The organism is Sphingobium sp. SA2 (assembly GCF_032227065.1).
GTDB lineage: Bacteria > Pseudomonadota > Alphaproteobacteria > Sphingomonadales > Sphingomonadaceae > Sphingobium.
This window is the reverse complement of record NZ_JAPMXX010000001.1, coordinates 946,680-964,383: the sequence shown is the minus strand read 5'-3', so window position 1 is coordinate 964,383 and position 17,704 is coordinate 946,680. Positions and strand designations below refer to the sequence as shown.

Below are 17,704 nucleotides of genomic sequence, written 5' to 3'. Positions count from 1 at the left end.
CATGAATGATTTTTATATTGGATGTTGAAGATGGAAAACCGGCTCCTGTCGCTGCACCACCTGACCGCGCTCGACGTGACGCCGGTGGAATGGATCGCGATCGCGGGCCGCCTTGGCTGCGGATATGTGACATTGTTCAGTCATGTGCCGGAACAGGCGCGCCATATATATCCGATGGTGAAGGCCGATGATGTCGCTTCCGTGCGCGATGCGTTGGCGCGGGCAAATGTAGCGGTGTGCAACCTGGAGGTGTTTCCGCTCGACCAGGACGGGGATCTGGACCGCTTTGCCGACGGCTTGCGCACCGGTGCGGCGATCGGTGCGACGCGCGCCACGGCGCATTTGCACGCTATTGCGGACGAGGCGCAAGGGATGGCATGCTTTGCCGCCTTTTGCGCCATGGCGGCTGACCATGGCATTGTCGCTGGCCTGGAATTCAACGGATTTTCGGCCGTGCGCGATATCGAATCGGCCGCGCGGATCGTGCGTGGCGCGCAATCCGGCACGCTGGTCCTCGACGTGCTGCATCTGATGCGCAACGATGGCAATGCAGCGGCCGTGGCGCGGCATGCCGACCTGATCACCTATGCGCAACTCTGCGACGGTCCTCTGGACATCGCGCCCGACGCAGCCTGGCATGAAGCGGTGCGGGAACGGGGATTGCCGGGGGCAGGCGCGTTTCCGCTCGGCGCGATCAAGGCTGCTCTTCACCCCGATACCATCATCGAAGCCGAAGTCCCGCAAACCGCAGCGCGCAAGGCGGGCGTCCCGGCGGAAGAGCGCGCGCGCAACGCGATAGCCGGGATATTGCGCCTTTAACCAACGCGGGCTGCCCGAACCGCAGCACCGATTTCCGCATTGGTCGGATTGCGACGCAGCGTCAGCCCGCCATTCACCTGAAGCACTTGTCCGGTCATGAAGCAGGCATCGGACGATAACCAGACCGCCGCCTCTGCTATGTCCTCGCTGGTGCCGACGCGCCCCAGCGGATATTCGCGGGTGAACGTGTCGATGATCGCCTGATTCCGGGCGGCACGTGCGGTCATGGGTGTTGCGGTAAAGCCCGGCGCGATCGAGTTGGCGCGGATGCCGCGCTGACCAAATTCATTGGCGATGCATCGGATGACATGGTCGGTCCCTGCCTTCGTGCCCATATAGGCGGCGTGATCTTCCAGCATGATCGACGCGGTGGCGGATGATATCTGGATCAGCGACCCGCCGTCGCGCATCCCCCGCAACATGGCCTGGTAGAACAGGATCGCGCCGGTGAACTGCAGGGCGGTGATCTTCTCGATGTCGGCCTTGGTCGTATCCAGAAAGGGTTTCAGCAGCCCCCATCCGGTCGCATTCAGCGCGATATCGATGCCGCCCAGTTGCGCCGTCGCAACATCGGCCAAGGCGGCGAGATCGGCTTCATTGGTGATGTCGCACGCAACGGCGATGCCGTCCAATTCCTGGGCCAGTTCCGCAAGCGCCTCTGCGTCGCGTCCTGCCACCACTACCCTTGCGCCTTCGGCCGCAAAGCGCCGCGCGATGACTTGACCCATATTGTCTGGACCCGCTGCGCCGATGACGACCGCGACCTTGCCTGCCAATTGTCCCATAACCCTCTCCTCTTATGCGGCGATGATAGCCCGTTCGCTTTCATCGCCAAATAAAAAAGACATGATAGATTGTTTTTATTTATCCACCTGACTACACTTTCCCCAAGGCGGAGAACCGCCAGCGAAAGAACCGCGCCCGATCCTCGATTGAGAGCGCAATCGCACAGTGGAATGTGAATTTCCGGGAGAGTGATGGTGGCCCAAGAACCGATTTATACGATGGGGGCGATGTTGCGGGCCACGGCCGGGCGCGTGCCCGATGCCGATGCCCTGATATTTCCCGATCGCAAGCTGAGTTACGCCGCGCTCCAGGCGTCGGCACGCGCATGGGCCAAAAGCTTCATCGCCATGGGCGTGCAGCCTGGCCAGAATATCGGCATATTGCTGACCACACGGCCCGATTTCGTCGAGATATTCTATGGCATCGTCATGATTGGCGCGGTCGCGGTGCCGGTCAACGCCCGCTATCAGGCGTCGGAACTGAGCTTCCTGTTGAAGGATGCCGATCTCGTAGCGCTGGTCACAACCGGAAAAGTCGCCGACAATCTCGATTTCGGGCAAAGACTGGTCGCGGCGCTCCCCACCTTGACGCAGGCGCAGGACGCAGCGGCTCTGGCGCTGGACGAAGCGCCGATGCTGCGCACGATCATCTGCCTCGACCCGCCCTGCGCGCCTTATCTGATGAGCGGTAGCCAGGCGCTGGCGCTTGGTGCCGATGTCCCCGAACAAGCGGTCGATGATGCGATCGACGCGGTCGACGCCGATGATGTGGCGATGATTCTCTATACATCGGGCACGACCGCCACGCCCAAGGGCGCGATGATTGCCCACCGGGCGCAGGTCGGCAACAGCCGCAATCTGGGCAAACGCTATCAGGTCACCGGGCGGGACAAAGTGTGGTCGCCGCTCCCCATATTCCACATCGCAGGCATTCTGCCGATGACGATGATCCTCGATCTGGGCGGCGCCTATATGACCGTGCCCTATTTCGACGCGGGCGTAGCGCTCGAAATGCTGGGCCGGGAAAAGGCGACGATCGCCTATCCAAGCTTCGTCACGATCATGCAGGATCTGATAACTCATCCGACATTCGGGGACACCGACCTGTCGAGCCTGCGGATCATGAATTCCAATTTCGCGGTGCAGCCCGCCTGGATCAAGGATGCGGTGACCGCGGCGATGCCGCACACGATCCAAGTCGGCACCTACGGCCTGACCGAAGGCGCCGGGACGGTTTCGACCAGCAGGCTGGACAATAGTTTCGAACAGCGCACCGGCCGATGCGGCGAAGTGCTGGACGAATGGGAAATGCGCATCGTCGATGTCGAAAGCGGGCGGGATTGCGCGCCGGGCGAGCATGGCGAAATCGTGATACGAGGTCCCAACATGCTCAAAGGCTATTACAACGCGCCGGAAAAGACGGCGGAAGTCATCCGCGATGGCTGGTTCCACACCGGCGATATCGGGTCGATGGATGCCGATGGGCAGGTGATGTTCCGCGGCCGGACCAAGGATATGCTGAAGGTCGGCGGCGAAAATGTCGCGGCGGCGGAAATCGAGGCGATGCTGCAAAGCCACCCGGCGGTGAAGCTGGCGCAGGTCGTGGGCATACCCGACGACCGCTATAGCGAAGTGCCCGCCGCCTTCGTCGAACTGGTCGATGGCAGCCAGACGACCACGCAGGAATTGATCGATCATTGCAAGGGCAAGGTGGCGAGTTTCAAGGTGCCGCGCCATGTCCGCATCGTCGATCAATGGCCGATGTCGACGTCCAAGATTCAGAAATTCCGCCTGCAAAAGGCGCTTGTCGCGGAACTGGGTTTGGCATGAAGCTCGATCAGCTGAAATAGCCCCGGCGCACGGCGACCGTCACCGCATGGGTGCGGTCGTCCACGCCCAGCTTCTCGAATATCGATTTGAGGTGCGACTTGACGGTCTCGATCGAGACCGACAATTGCCAGGCGATCTGCTTGTTCGGCTGTCCTTCGGCAACCAGGCGCAGGACATCGACTTCGCGGTTGGTCAACCGATCCTGCGGGTCGTGCAGCGCCAGCTGTTGCGCAACTGCGGGTGAAATGACGCGGCGGTGCGCATGCACGGCGCGCACCGTATCGACCAGTTCCTTGCGCAGGCAGGATTTGAGCAGATAGCCCGCCGCGCCCGCCTGCAGCGCGCGATGCGCCTGCACGTCGCCCGGATAGGTGGTCAGGATGAGGACGGTGGCATCGGCCCGCGCGGCGCGGATCGCCTGCAGCGCCTCTATGCCATCCATCTGGGGCATCTGAATGTCCATCAGCACGACATCGGGGCGAAGATCGCGGAACAGGGCCAATGCTTCGACCCCGTCTTCGGCCTCGCCGACGATGACCATGTCGTCCTGCCTGGCCAGCGTGGCGCAAATCCCTTCGCGCACCATCGGGTGATCATCGACGACCAGCAGACGGATCGGCCTGTCGCGCTCGGATGGGTCGTTCACACCGCTCATGCCTGCCCACCTGCCGCTATCGCTTTCTGCTGCTGCCATATACCATGGCGGCGGGCACTGTCACGGTCACTTCGGTTCCGCCCTCGCGCCGTCTTTCGATGCGAAAATGGCCGCCGATCCGGGCGGCCCGTTCGCGCATGCCCGCTATGCCGAAATGGCCCTGCCGTCCCTCCTTGGCCATATGGGGCGGGATGCCGATGCCATCGTCGGTGATGCGCAAGGTCAGGCCGGTGCTGCGATACTGGATTTCGGCGACCATCGCGGAGGCATGGGCATGGCGCGCCGCGTTGAACAGGACTTCGGCCGCGATGCTGGCGAGTTCGTCCCAGGCCACGGCATCGATCGGCCGGACCGTGCCGGAAGAGCGTATCGTGATCGCGATCGCCGTCCCCGCCAATTGATGCCCGGCAATCTCGCGCAGCGCCGCTTCGGGATCTTCCAGGCCCTCCGTCCGGCGCAGGTCGCTCAGCCGGTCCCGCCCTTCGGCGATCACATCATCGGCGCGGTCCATCGCTTCCTCCAGTGCCCCGCGCGCCGGATGCCCCGCAGGCAGGCCATCGGCCGCGAGTTGAAAGCGCAGCATCAGCGCCTGGATCGATTGCAACAGCGTATCGTGGATATCGCGCGCGACCCGCTCCCGCTCGCGCAGCCGGTCGAGCAGGCGCGAGCGGATTTCGCGCGCCAGAAAGCGCAGCCGGATGCGATAGGCCACCCACAGCAAAGCGAGGCCCAGCGCCATGCAGAGCAGCTTGAAGGTCCAGCTTTGCAGGAAGGTCGGTGGAATAGTGATCGCAAGTGTCTGGCCACGGCGGTTCCAGACGCCATCGGCACTGACCGCGATCACCTGGAACCGGTAGCGACCCGGTCCCAAATTGGTATAGGTCGCCTCGCGCCGTCCGCCCGCCGCCGTCCACCCGCCGCTCTGACCTTCGAGGCGATAAAAGGCCCGGTTGCGGCTGGGCACGGCGAGGCTGTTGACCGCAAAGCCGATCCGAACCGTGTGCGTGCCCGCTGGCAGCGTCAGACTGGCCGGTGGATCGCGCCGGACCAGCGATCCGGCTGTAATGCTGCGGATGCTGACCGGTGGCGACAGCGTACTGCGGACCGCATCGGCCGGATCGACCAGAAGCGGGCCAGCGCGAGTCGCGAAGATAAGGCGGCCATCGCCGGTCGCGGCAACCTGCGGCGTGCGGAAGCTGATCGCCTGGCCGCGCGTCGCATAGCCATCATGGCTGTCGAACAGACGATGGGGAAGGGCGGTCGTGGGCGCCGCAAAGCCCCGTGCCAGATCGCGGACAGCGACCCGGACAATGCCTAGGCGTACCAGGAACCAGGCGGCACCGTCCCTGCCCAGCGCCATGCCGCGCACGCCGACGAGCCAGGGATTGTTCGTCGCCTCGATCCGCTGCACGCGGCCACCGGCAATGCGCGCTATGCCCTTTGCGCCACTGGCATAGACGCCATCCTCGCTTGTCCACAGGGCGGCGAGCGCGCCGATGGCGAGCGGCGGGCCAGGCACGCCGCGGCTGGTGACGGCATCGAGCTTCAGCAGGTCGGCATGGCCTGTATTGACCAGCACCCCGTTGCCATCGGGATCGGCGACGATGTCCAGCGCGCCGCCACCCTGAAGATCAGCGGCGGCCCGCTGCCAGCGTGCCTTCGTGCCGACCCAGATCGTGCCCGCGCCATCGATCCACAGCCGTCCGCGCCGGTCCTGCGCGCAACTGGTCGGGGCTACGGGGTCGGGTGGCAGGGCGAAGCTGGTCGTCAATGAGCCGGTGGCATCATATCGTGTCATCGACCCGCCATGGGCGATCCATATGCCGCCGTCGGAAGCCGGGCAGAGCGTTGCGATGCGACCCAGGCCATCGGCGATGCGCCGCGCGGGGCCGACGGGTGCGAGGGCATAAAGAGTGTGGCTTCCCGCGACGAAGACCGTGCCGTCGCTGGCGCGGGCCAGTTTCAGGCCGTCCTGCACATCGGGCGGGATAGCTGACAGCCGGGCTATGGCGGCGGGTCGATAGCGATCCAGCCCGACATCGGTCGCGACCCAGATGCTCCCTTCGCGATCGGTGAAGGCATCGATCGTGGCATCGGATGAGAGCATGCGGCCGACTTCCAGCCGCTCGACACCCGTGCCCGTCGCCGGATCGAGCCGGAACAGCCCCACACCGCGCGTCGTGCCCCAGATGCCGCCGCGCCGGTCGAAGGCCAGGGTAGGGACGGCGGCGCCCGCGACCGGCGGAAACAGGCGCGGGCGAATGGGCGGCGCGCCTTTGGCATCGCGTATCATGCGGGTGGCATTGCGATCCGAAATCCACAGCGCGCCGTCGGGCGCGCGGGCGAGCATGGTAAAGCCTATGCGGTCGGCCTCTGTCTGGAATCGGGCGGCACCGGGCGACAGCCGGGCGAGCGTGCCATCCGCGCGACTGTTGCCCAGCGTCACCCAAAGGCTGCCATCCGCTGTCGAGGCCATCGCCGCAATCTCGCCCGGCGGCAGGTTCAAGCGCCGATCCATGACCTGCCAATTATCATTACGATACCGAAACAACCTGTCTCCCTGGCCGCCCCAGGACGCCCAAAGGGCACCGTCGGCGGTCTGGGTGAATTTCAGGATGGAGGGCGGGGGAGACGGCATGGACAAGGCGTGCAAGCGACCGGCGCGATAGACGGCTGCGCCAGCATTCTGATTGAAGCCCACCCATAAGCGGCCATCCCGATCGGCAAAGACAGAGGTCGGGATCGCGTTGGCGAAACGCGCCTCGCGCGGGGCCGGTATGGATTCAAAGCTCAACCCATCGAAGCGGAAGACGCCCTCGGCCGACGCGATCCACAGATAGCCGTCGGGCGTCTGGGCGATGCCGACGACATTGCTGGGCGCGCCTTGTTCGGGCGTCCAGCTGCTATGCTTGAATCCCTCGATGCCCGTGGCGGCGAGTGGCGTCGCGACCAGCGCTGCCGCAATCAGCAAGCATGACCTGATATGGCGCAAAGATAGTCCCCCTGGTGCGCTTTGCCGCAACCTATCGAATGGGGTCGGGCGTGGCCATAGCGCGCGCTCCCCCAAATGGGGGAGCCGCCTCTCCCCCTTGCCAGTGTGGGGACAAGCGGTCGTCGGGTGTAATCATTGCCCCTGCCGATCGTCGCCGTGACGATCGCCTTGCAGGAAGCGCCTATTGCTGCCCCCCATTCCTGTCCTCGTCGAAAGGATATTGTCCATGCCTACCGCAACCGCCACACCGGCAACCGCCTTGCTGTCGCCATCCGATCATGCGCTCGTGCTGATCGATTTCCAGTCGCAAATGGCCTTCGCCACCAAGTCGATCGCGCCCGAACTGCTGCGCAACAATGCCGCGCTGGTTGCCAGTTCCGCAGCCGGGTTCAACGTCCCCACCATACTGACCACGGTTGCCGAAAAGAGCTTTTCCGGCCCGATGTTCACCGAGATTACCGATCCCTTTCCGGGCCAGGCGATGCTCGACCGCACGTCGATGAACACATGGGAAGATGCCGCCGTGATCGAAGAGATCAACCGCATTGGGAAAGGCCGGATCGTGCTGGCGGGCCTGTGGACCAGCGTCTGCATCGTCGGCCCGGCCCTGTCCGCGCTGGAGCAAGGATTTGAAGTCTATGTCATCACCGACGCCTGCGGCGACATTTCTGAAGAAGCGCATGAGCGTGCTGTCGCGCGGATGATCCAGGCAGGTGCCCGCCCAATCACGGCGCTGCAATATCTGCTCGAACTCCAGCGCGACTGGGCGCGGGGCGAAACCTATGATCTCACGACCGGCATCGCCCGCAAATGGGGCGGCGGCTACGGCATCGGCATCACCTATGCCAAGACCATGTTCGGCGCGTCCGAAGGCGGTCACTGATACCGGCACCCTGACCGGATCACGCTCGATCCGGTCATGGCTCTAACCCAATTTCTTCCACCGGAGATTTCCCATGAGCAGTTTCATCACCACCACGGACGGCGTCGATATCTTCTACAAGGATTGGGGCAGCAAGGATGCCCAGCCGATCATGTTCCACCATGGCTGGCCGCTCTCGTCGGACGACTGGGACGCGCAAATGCTATTCTTCCTGGCCAAGGGTTATCGCGTCGTCGCGCATGACCGTCGCGGTCATGGACGCTCCGCCCAGGTCGATTTCGGCCATGACATGGCGCATTATGCTGCCGACGCGGCAGCGGTCGCGGATCATCTCGACCTGCGCAACGCCGTCCATATCGGCCATTCGACTGGCGGCGGCGAAGTGGCGGCCTATGTCGCGCGCCATGGCCTGCCCAATGGGCGCGTTGCCAAGGCGGTGCTGGTGAGCGCCGTGCCGCCGATCATGCTGGCGACCGATCGCTATCCCGGCGGCCTGCCGATCGCGACGTTCGATGGGTTCCGCGCTGCGCTGGCCGCCAATCGCACGCAATTTTTCCGCGATGTCGCGGCCGGGCCTTTCTATGGCTTCAATCGCGACGGGGCGACCGTGCTGCCCGCCGTGATCGACAATTGGTGGCGGCAGGGGATGATGGGCAGCGCGCTTGCCCATTATGCGGGCATCAAGGCCTTTTCCGAAACCGACCAGACCGATGACCTCAAGGCGATCACCGTGCCGACCCTCGTCCTGCATGGCGATGATGACCAGATCGTGCCGTATGAAAATGCGGCCGTGCTGCAGGCGCAATTGCTGCCCGACGCGACGCTGAAACTTTACGAAGGCTATCCGCACGGCATGCTCACGGTGAATGCCGACGTGCTGAACGCCGACATCCTCGCCTTCATCAAGGCCTGACGCCAGAACGGGAGAACGACGCCATGAAAGCCTATTGTCTTGCGCTGGGTGCCGGGCTGCTGGTCGGTATCGTCTACAGCCTCTTGGGTGTTCGTTCTCCCGCCCCGCCGCTCATCGCGCTGGTCGGGTTGGCGGGGATATTGGTGGGGGAGCAGCTGATCCCCATCGCCAAGCGCCTCGCCAGCCTACCCGAACTGACCCGCTTCGTCGCCACCGACTGCGCCCATCATGTGCTGGGCAAATTGCCTGCCAATTCAGGGCGCGACGCATGATCACCCGTCGACAGGCGCTGGCCAGTGCCGCCTCGACCGCCCTGATGACCGCCACGGAGAGTTTCGCCATGACCGCCAAAGACATGATCCTGATCAATGCGAAAGTGACGACGCTGGACCGCGAAAATCCGGTGGCGGAAGCGGTCGCTATCCGCGACGGCAAATTCCTGGCCGTGGGCCGCGAACAGGATGTCCGCGCCGCCGCCGGGCCGGACGCCACCGTCATCGACGCGCAGGGCCGTCGCCTGATCCCCGGCCTGATTGACAGCCATATTCACGTCATCCGGGGTGGCCTCAATTATAATATGGAATTGCGCTGGGAAGGCGTGCCGAGCCTGTCCGAAGCCATGGCCATGCTCAAACGGCAGGCTGAAAATACGCCGCCACCGCAATGGGTGCGCGTGGTCGGCGGCTTTACCGAACATCAGTTCGCCGAAAAACGCCTGCCCACCATATCGGAGATCAATGCGGCCGCGCCTGACACGCCCGTTTTCATCCTGCATCTCTATGACCGCGCGCTGCTGAACGCGGCTGCGTTGCGCGCCGTGGGCTATACCAGGGATACGCCCAATCCGCCGGGTGGCGAGATCGTTCGTGATGCGCAGGGCAACCCGACCGGCCTGCTGCTGGCCCAGCCCAATGCCATGATCCTCTATGCGACGCTGGCCAAGGGACCGAAGCTGCCGCCCGACTATCAACTCAACAGCACGAAGCATTTCATGCGTGAGCTGAATTCGCTCGGCGTCACCAGCGTCATCGACGCGGGCGGGGGATCGCAAAACTACCCGGACGATTATGCGATCGTTGAGAAGCTGCATCAGGATGGCGAACTGACGCTGCGCATCGCCTATAATCTCTTCACCCAAAAACCCAAGGAAGAGCTGAAGGATTTCGCGAGCTGGTCGACTCAGATCAAGCCGGGCGATGGCGACGACAGCTATCGCCACAATGGCGCGGGCGAGATGCTGGTCTATTCCGCCGCCGATTTCGAGGATTTCCGTGTCGCCCGCCCCGATATGGCGCCGGAGATGGAGGGCGACCTGGAGCCGGTCATCCGCCTGCTCGCTGAGCGCCGCTGGCCCTGGCGGCTGCATGCGACCTATGACCAGACGATCGGCCGCGCGCTCGATGTGTTCGAAAAGGTGAACAAGGATATTCCGCTCACCGGCCTCAACTGGTTCTTCGACCATGCCGAAACGATCAGCGACCGGAATATCGACCGGGTCGCGGCCTTGGGCGGCGGGATCGCGGTGCAGCATCGCATGGCCTTCCAGGGCGAATATTTCGTCGAACGCTATGGTGCCAAGGCGGCAGAAGCGACGCCGCCGATCGCCAAGATGATGGCGGCGGGCATTCCGGTCGGCGCCGGCACGGACGCGACCCGCGTCGCGAGCTACAACCCCTGGGTATCGCTTAGCTGGCTGGTGACGTCGAAGACGGTCGGGGGCTTGCGGCTCTATCCCGTCCGCAACCGGCTCGACCGCGAAACCGCGCTGCGGCTGTGGACGGAAAGGAACACATGGTTCTCGAACGAGGTCGGCAAGAAGGGGCAGATCAAAGCCGGGCAACTGGCCGATCTCGCCTTGCTGTCGGACGATTATTTCAGCGTGCCGGAAGATGACATCGCCCTGCTGCGATCCGTGCTGACGGTGCTGGGTGGTAGAATCGTCTATGGCGAAGGAGAGTTCGGCCCACTCGCACCGACCGCACCCAAGGCTATGCCCGACTGGTCGCCGGTCGCGACCTTCGGCGGCCATTATCGCCGTGACGACATGGCGGCTAAGCTGGCCTCGGCCTGCGGCTGCGCATCTGGCTGCGCCGTCCATGGCCATGACCATGCCGCTGCCCTTGGCGCGCAAGTGCCCGCCGCTGACGTCCAGAGCTTCTGGGGTGCGGTCGGCTGCGGCTGCTGGGCGGTTTAAGTCATGGCCCCGCGTCCCATCGCCGCCTTGCTGGCCGATCGCCGTTTCGCGACCGGCGCGGCCATTCTGCTGACCCTGCCTTATTGGACCAGCGGCATCGCCAAGCTGATCGACTGGAACGGCGCGCTGGCCGAAGCGGCACATTTCGGGTTGCAGCCCCCGGCCGGGGTGGCGGCGCTGACGATCCTGGTCCAGATCGGCGCATCGCTGCTGATCATCATGGGGCGGCAGGCGTGGCTGGGGGCCGGTGCGCTCGGCCTGTTCACGGCCTTGGCGACGGGAATCGCGCATCCCTTCTGGCAGATGGCTGATCCGGTCGCGCGCTTTCATGAGCGGGTGACTTTCTTGGAGCATATCGGCCTGATCGGCGGGCTGATGATGGCCGCGATCCTACGAGAGCGCGGCCAATGACCGCCACAGACGACAAGCCGCTCGCGTGTCCTGTCTTTCGCGCTTTGTGGATCGCGACGATCGTGTCGAACATCGGCACATGGATGCATGATGTCGGCGCGGGCTGGCTCATGACGTCGCTGTCCAACGACCCGCTGATGGTGGCGCTCGTCCAAGCCGCGACGACCCTGCCCATGTTTCTCTTCGCGCTCCCCGCCGGGGCGCTCGCCGATATCGTGGACCGACGCAAGCTGCTGATCGGCGCGCAACTGTTCGGCCTGGTCGCGACCATCATCCTCGCGATCGCGACCGCGAGCGGGCTCACGACGCCATGGGTGCTGCTGACGCTGACCGCCGCGATTGCTGTTGGGGCGGCGCTGTCGGCCCCGACCTTTCAGGCGATCGTGCCCGAACTGGTGCCTGGCCCCGCCTTGCAACAGGCAGTCGCGCTCAACAGCCTGGGCGTCAACATCGCCCGTGCGATCGGCCCCGCCATGGGCGGCCTCATCATCGCCATCGCCGGGAGCGCCGCTGTTTTCGCGCTCAATGCGGTGTCAGTGCTGGGCGTGATCATCGTCATGCTCCGCTGGCGTCGGGAGGGTGCGACGCGGCATCTGCCTGCCGAACATTTTGTCGGCGCGATGCGGGCCGGCCTGCGCTACGCCCTGCGCGCGCCGGAATTGCAGGTCGTGCTGATCCGTTCGGTCGGCTTCTTCCTGTTCGCGAGCGGCCTATGGGCGCTGTTGCCGATTGTCGCGCGGCGCGACCTCGCGCTGGGACCAGCGGGCTATGGCGGGTTGCTGGCCTTCATGGGGCTGGGCGCGGTCGCTGGTGCGATCCTCATGCCCCGATTGCGCGCGCGCCTGGGGGCCAATCGCACGACGGTAGCGGCATCCGTGCTGCTGGCGGCGGCGATGGCGGGCCTTTCCTGGTCGAGCAATTTCCTGGCGGCGGCGATGGCGGTAGGGGCGGGCGGCTTCGCATGGATCGCGATGATGGCCGCGCTGAACGGCGGGGCGCAGGCCCGCTCGCCGGGCTGGGTGAAGGCGCGCGCGCTGGCCATCTACCTGCTGGTCTTTCAGGGGTCGATGACCGCTGGCGCTATGATGTGGGGTAGCATTGCGGGGCAAATCGGGGTTCCGGCGACCTTGATGCTGGCGGCCGCGGCGCTGGTCCTCGCGTCGCTGCTGCTCGCCTGGCGCTATCCGCTCGACAGCGCGGCCCGGTTCGACCTTTCGCCCTCGCTCCACTGGCCCGCGCCCATGATCGAAGCGGTGATCGAGCAGGATCGCGGCCCCGTGCTGGTGACGATCGAATATCGCATCGACCCGGTCCTGGTGCCCGACTTCTTCGCCGCGATGCAGGACATGCGCCGCATCCGTCGCCGCGATGGCGCGATCCATTGGGGCGTCTATGAGGATGTCGCGCAGCCCGGCCGGGTGGTTGAAACCTTCACCGTCGAAAGCTGGCTCGAACATCTGCGCCAGCATGAGCGGGTGACCAATGCCGACCGGGTGCAGCAGGACGCGGTGCGGGCATTTCAGGTGGATGCCGTGCCGCCTTTGGTCCGCCACCTCGTCGCGCGATGATCCGGGCGCTGCTGCTGGCGGCTTTGCTAGGCCTGCCGTCGGTTGCCGAGGCACAGGTCGCGCAGACCAACCTGCGCTATGACGAGGACTGGACGCCGTTGCGCGGAACCCCCGACCGCCGCGCCGACTGGTGGGCGCCGTTGGACCGGCCGCTGGATGAAGACGGTCGTTTCACGCTGACCTTGGGCGCGGAAGCGCGGGTCCGCTATGAGGGCTTTGCCGACAATCTTTGGGGCGCGCCGCCCGCTCCGGACGATGGCTATCTCTGGTTGCGTGTCATGCCCCTTGCCGACCTGCATGCCGGCCCCGTGCGTGTCTTCGTCCAGGGGATTGGCGGCTATGCCAGAGGCGTGGGCGCGGGAGCAGGACCGGCGGATGAAACCGGCCTGGACCTGCTTCAAGGCTTTGCCGATATCCAGCTACCCATCGGCGATCAAGCGTCGCTGACGCTGCGCGCTGGGCGCGAATTGATTGCGCTTGGATCGGAGCGGCTGGTCGGTTTGCGCTATGGCCCCAACATCCCGCAGCCTTTCGACGGCGTTCGGCTGATGCTGGAGCGGGGCAACAGCCGGATCGAAGCCTTCCAGGGAAAGCCCGTCGCGGTGCAGTCCGGCAATTTTGATGACCGCCGTTCGCCGACCAAACAGCTTGACGGCTTTTATGTCACCACACCCCTGGCGACAGGCGTGAAAGTCGATCTTTACGCCCTCCGTTACAGCGACGCCGCCGCCCGCTATGCCAATATGATCGCGCGCGAACGACGGCAAACCTATGGCGTCAGGCTGTTCGGCACCCATGCGGCACTGGGCTGGAACTGGGAAGCGATGCTCCAGCGCGGTCGGTTCGGCTCGCAGTCCATCAAAGCCTGGTCGATTGCGACCGAAACCAGCTATGCGTTTGCCGAAACCCCGCTAAAACCCCGCCTTCGCCTGCGCGCCAATGCCGCCAGTGGCGACGATGACCCGAGGGACAACCGGCTGGGTACGTTCAACGCGCTGTTTCCCAAGGGCAAATATTTCGGCGAACTGACGCTCATCGGCCCGCGCAATATCCTCAACCTGCATCCCAGCATCGATGTCGATCTGGGTCGTGGGCTCACCGTCGAAATGACGGCAATCGCCTATTGGCGCTTCAGTCGCGGGGACGGCATTTATGATGTCCCCGGCCAATTGATCCGCGCCGCAGGGCAGGGGGCATCCCGGTACATCGGCAATCAGGTCGAACTGTCGGCCAACTGGCAGGCCAGCACGATCCTGTCCGTCTCCGCTTCGGCATCGCTGTTCCGCGCTGGCGACTTCCTGCGCCAGACCGGCCCCGCCCGCCCCATCCGCATGGTGGGAACGGAAATCATGTTCCGCTTCTAAAAGCCGGTCGGAAAAATCCTGTCTTTTTAACAACCTGTCGTTCTTCCCACGGCTGTCTGCAATGCCGTTGGCAGTTGCCCGAAGCGAAATGGCCGACATAAATGTCAGTGGTCTGCCATAAGATTGTTGACAGCTTCGGGCCGTCACAATAAATCGGGTTAACGTTACCATTCTGATTTTCGGCAGGGCGGATGATCTGACTGTTCCAGCCGTTCGGCACGCGAATGCAGGCTTAGGGTGATTTCGCGGGTTCAGTTATAAATATCCAATAAATACAAAGACTGGGAGATGGACATGATACGGAAAACGACGGCACAATATGGGCTGAAATGGCGGCGCGCCTATGTGGCCACCGGCTCTATGATAGCGATAGCATCGAATCTAGCCCTGCCATCCGTGGCGCTGGCGCAGCAGGCTCCGCAGCCCGCCGCCACGCAATCGGAAGCGCCGCAATCGGCACCGGCCGCGCCCGCCCCGACGAACCAGGATATCGTGGTCACCGGATCGCGCATCACGTCAAACGGCTTCAATGCGCCCACGCCCACTACCATGATCGGCACTGAGCAGATTGAGGCAAATGCGCAGCCCAATATCTTCACCACCATCGCCCAATTGCCCTCGCTGCAGGGATCGACCGGCTCCACGGTCAATACGTTCAGCACGTCGAGCGGCCAGCAGGGGCTGTCCTCCTTCTCGCTGCGTGGCCTGGGGCCGATCCGCACCCTGACGCTCTTGGACGGTCAGCGCGTCGTCGGTGCCAATGTCACCGGCGTTCCCGATGTCAGCCTCTTCCCGCAACTGCTCATCAAGCAGGTCGATGTGGTCAATGGCGGCGCTTCGGCCTCCTATGGCTCGGACGCTGTGGGCGGGGTCGTGAATTTCATCACCGACACGCGCTTTGAAGGGTTCAAGGGCAACGTCCAGGGCGGCGTGTCCACCTATGGCGATAATGAGCAATATCTCGTCCAACTGGCGGCGGGCAAAAGCTTTCTCGACGGTCGTCTGCGCGCCGTGGTCAGCGCCGAATATGGCGATGAGGCTGGCGTCGGCGGCGGCGATTTCGGTATCGGGCTGGCCGGTGGCCGCGACTGGTTCAAGCAAACCACGCTGATCAATCGCAACGCGCTCAACGACGGATCGCCCCAATATCTGCTGCTCGATAATGCGCAGCCCTATAATTATACTAAATATGGCCTGATCACTGCGGGGCCGTTGCAGGGCATCGCCTTTGACCAGGCGGGCAATCCGTTCCAGTTCCAATATGGTTCCAACGGCACGCCATCCGGCAACGCATCGGGTGCGGTCAATGGCTGTTATCCCGGCTTCTGCATCGGCGGCGATCTGTCGGGCAATGTCGATGCCGGTCGATCGCTGCAATCGAGCATCAAGCGGCTCAATACCTACGGCCGCCTGGGCTTCGAATTTGCCCCCGACAATGAAATTTACGGGACCGTCAATATTGCGCAGGTGAAAACAAACAACCAGCCGGTGGGGGGTATGAACCGGCCCAACCTGACGATCGAATGCAGCAACCCGTTCGTGCCAGCATCGGTGCAGCAGGCGTGCGCCACGGCGGGCATCACCAATTTCGCCTATGGCACCAGCAATGCGGCGCTGGGCAATACGCAGGTCTATACCGACCGCCGTCAATATCGCTTCGTCGCTGGCGCGAAGGGCCGCGTGCCGGTCGCCGGATCGGACTGGACCTATGATGCCTATTATCAGCATGGCACCAATTATACCGACGTCGATGTCACCAACATCATGCTGTCCCGCCGCTTCAACCAGGCGATTCAGGCGGTGACGTTGAATGGCGCGATCGTCTGTGCCGATCCGGTTGCCAGAGCCAATGGCTGCGTGCCCCTCAACATCCTGGGCGGCGCACCGCCATCCGCGGCTGCCCTGTCCTACATCATGCCCGAAAACGGTCCCTATCAGCGGACTCGCCAGACGCAGGATGTGGTCAGTCTCAATTTCTCCGGCTCGCCCTTCGACCTTTGGGCAGGACCGCTGTCGGTCGCGTTCGGCGCGGAATATCGCCATGAATATTATAAGGTCACGGCCGACCCCTATGGTGCGGGCGTGTCGGACCTGTCGCCCAACAATAGCGAATATCCTGCCGATCCCGCGCTGTTGACCGATGGCAACAATTGGTATGCGGGCAATTACAAGAATGGCCAGGGTGCCTACAGCGTCAAGGAAGCCTTTGTCGAAGTCGACCTTCCGCTGTTCGACAGCAGCTCCGTCGGCCGCGCCAACATCAATGCCGCGGCCCGCGTAACGGACTATAGCACGTCGGGAACGGTGTGGGCCTGGAAGGTCGGCGGCACCTGGGATCTGCCGATTGAGGGGCTGCGTCTGCGCGGTGTCGCCTCGCGCGATGTGCGCGCGCCCAACCTGTCGGAACTGTTTGCGGCGCCCGTCACCACCACCTTGCCCAATTTCTTCGACCCCTTCCGCAACGTCAACGTGCTGGCCATCCAGAACCAGATCGGCAATACCGACCTGACCCCGGAAATCGCGCGCAACACCACTTTCGGCGTGGCGCTGGCCAATGCCCCCTGGCTGCCCGGCGTCAGCCTGTCGGTGGATTATTACAAGATCAACCTGACCGACGTGATTTCCAGCCTGGGCGCTGGCGACATCGTCAATCTCTGCTTCCGCGAAATCCTGCCCGACGCCTGCAATGCGTTCAATCTGAACAACCAGAACGGGCCGAACTTCATCAATGTCCAGGCCTTCAACCTGGCGTCGATCAAGACCGAGGGCATCGATATCGAAGCCAGCTATGTGTGGCAGCGGCCACTGGGGCTGGACGGCACATTGACGCTGCGCGCATTGGCGACCCATATCCGCAAGTTCGTGACCGACAATGGTCTGTTCGGTTCGGTTCCCCTGGACTCGGCGGGCGCGAACCTGGGCAATACGCCCGACTGGAAATGGCTGGCGATCCAGACCTACGCCACCGACACCTTCTCCCTCTATGTTCAGGAACGCTGGTTTTCCGACGGCGTGTTGGGCAAACAATATGTCGAATGTCAGCCCGGCAGCTGCCCGGCCTCGACCAACAACAATCCGACGATCGACAATAATTTCATGCCCGGCGCCTTCTACATGGACATAGGCGGCACCTATAATCTGACGCCTGCGATCACCGCCTATGCCAAGGTCGACAATCTGTTCGATCGTGACCCGGCACGCTCGCCCTATTTCGCCAATCCCGCACTCTATGATGTCGTAGGCCGCATGTATCGTGCCGGTGTGCGCTTCAAATTCTGACCTTTACCGAT

Annotated in this window: 13 protein-coding genes; 10 read left to right on the top strand and 3 right to left on the bottom strand. The window is 63.7% G+C overall.

Annotated elements, in window-relative coordinates:
- Positions 1 to 30: 30 nt before the first annotated feature.
- The gene (locus OVY48_RS04655) at positions 31 to 819 is read left to right on the top strand and encodes a sugar phosphate isomerase/epimerase family protein (RefSeq protein WP_313921920.1); all 789 of its coding nucleotides are present in this window, start codon (positions 31 to 33) and stop codon (positions 817 to 819) included.
- Here the strand turns inward: OVY48_RS04655 and OVY48_RS04650 are convergent.
- A complete protein-coding gene (locus OVY48_RS04650; protein ID WP_313921919.1) occupies positions 816 to 1,604 on the bottom strand; it encodes an SDR family oxidoreductase in 789 nt (262 codons plus the stop codon). The two genes, OVY48_RS04655 and OVY48_RS04650, sit on opposite strands and share 4 nt — an antisense overlap.
- A gap of 228 nt (positions 1,605 to 1,832) precedes the next feature.
- On the opposite strand from OVY48_RS04650, the gene OVY48_RS04645 reads away from it, so the two are divergent.
- Positions 1,833 to 3,434: a class I adenylate-forming enzyme family protein gene (locus OVY48_RS04645; RefSeq protein WP_237236147.1), complete on the top strand. Its 1,602-nt coding sequence runs from the start codon at positions 1,833 to 1,835 to the stop codon at positions 3,432 to 3,434.
- 7 nt (positions 3,435 to 3,441) lie between these two features.
- On the opposite strand, the gene OVY48_RS04640 is transcribed toward OVY48_RS04645, so the two are convergent.
- The gene (locus OVY48_RS04640) at positions 3,442 to 4,089 is read right to left on the bottom strand and encodes a response regulator (protein ID WP_069064382.1); all 648 of its coding nucleotides are present in this window, start codon (positions 4,087 to 4,089) and stop codon (positions 3,442 to 3,444) included.
- A gap of 16 nt (positions 4,090 to 4,105) precedes the next feature.
- Positions 4,106 to 7,060: a sensor histidine kinase gene (locus OVY48_RS04635; protein WP_069064381.1), complete on the bottom strand. Its 2,955-nt coding sequence runs from the start codon at positions 7,058 to 7,060 to the stop codon at positions 4,106 to 4,108.
- 247 nt (positions 7,061 to 7,307) lie between these two features.
- Between OVY48_RS04635 and OVY48_RS04630 the strand changes: the two genes are divergently transcribed.
- The 8 genes from OVY48_RS04630 to OVY48_RS04595 all read left to right on the top strand — a co-directional run bounded on the left by OVY48_RS04630 (position 7,308) and on the right by OVY48_RS04595 (position 17,693).
- Entirely contained in the window at positions 7,308 to 7,964 is a 657-nt protein-coding gene (locus tag OVY48_RS04630; protein WP_069064380.1) for a hydrolase, read from the top strand.
- Between the two features lie 73 nt (positions 7,965 to 8,037).
- Complete coding sequence (locus OVY48_RS04625; RefSeq protein ID WP_037472719.1) at positions 8,038 to 8,877, top strand: alpha/beta fold hydrolase; 840 nt, start codon at positions 8,038 to 8,040, stop codon at positions 8,875 to 8,877.
- Between the two features lie 23 nt (positions 8,878 to 8,900).
- Positions 8,901 to 9,149, top strand: a complete 249-nt coding sequence (locus OVY48_RS04620; RefSeq protein WP_037472716.1) for a DUF1427 family protein — start codon at positions 8,901 to 8,903, stop codon at positions 9,147 to 9,149.
- Complete coding sequence (locus OVY48_RS04615; RefSeq protein ID WP_069064379.1) at positions 9,146 to 11,071, top strand: amidohydrolase; 1,926 nt, start codon at positions 9,146 to 9,148, stop codon at positions 11,069 to 11,071. The genes OVY48_RS04620 and OVY48_RS04615 overlap by 4 nt, the downstream gene beginning before the upstream one ends.
- 3 nt (positions 11,072 to 11,074) lie before the next feature.
- Positions 11,075 to 11,482, top strand: a complete 408-nt coding sequence (locus OVY48_RS04610; protein WP_069064378.1) for a DoxX family protein — start codon at positions 11,075 to 11,077, stop codon at positions 11,480 to 11,482.
- Positions 11,479 to 13,050: an MFS transporter gene (locus OVY48_RS04605; RefSeq protein WP_069064377.1), complete on the top strand. Its 1,572-nt coding sequence runs from the start codon at positions 11,479 to 11,481 to the stop codon at positions 13,048 to 13,050. Before OVY48_RS04610 ends, OVY48_RS04605 begins: the two co-directional genes overlap by 4 nt.
- Complete coding sequence (locus OVY48_RS04600) at positions 13,047 to 14,414, top strand: alginate export family protein (protein WP_037480265.1); 1,368 nt, start codon at positions 13,047 to 13,049, stop codon at positions 14,412 to 14,414. The genes OVY48_RS04605 and OVY48_RS04600 overlap by 4 nt, the downstream gene beginning before the upstream one ends.
- 294 nt (positions 14,415 to 14,708) lie before the next feature.
- Positions 14,709 to 17,693, top strand: a complete 2,985-nt coding sequence (locus tag OVY48_RS04595; RefSeq protein ID WP_409592885.1) for a TonB-dependent receptor plug domain-containing protein — start codon at positions 14,709 to 14,711, stop codon at positions 17,691 to 17,693.
- Positions 17,694 to 17,704 lie beyond the last annotated feature (11 nt).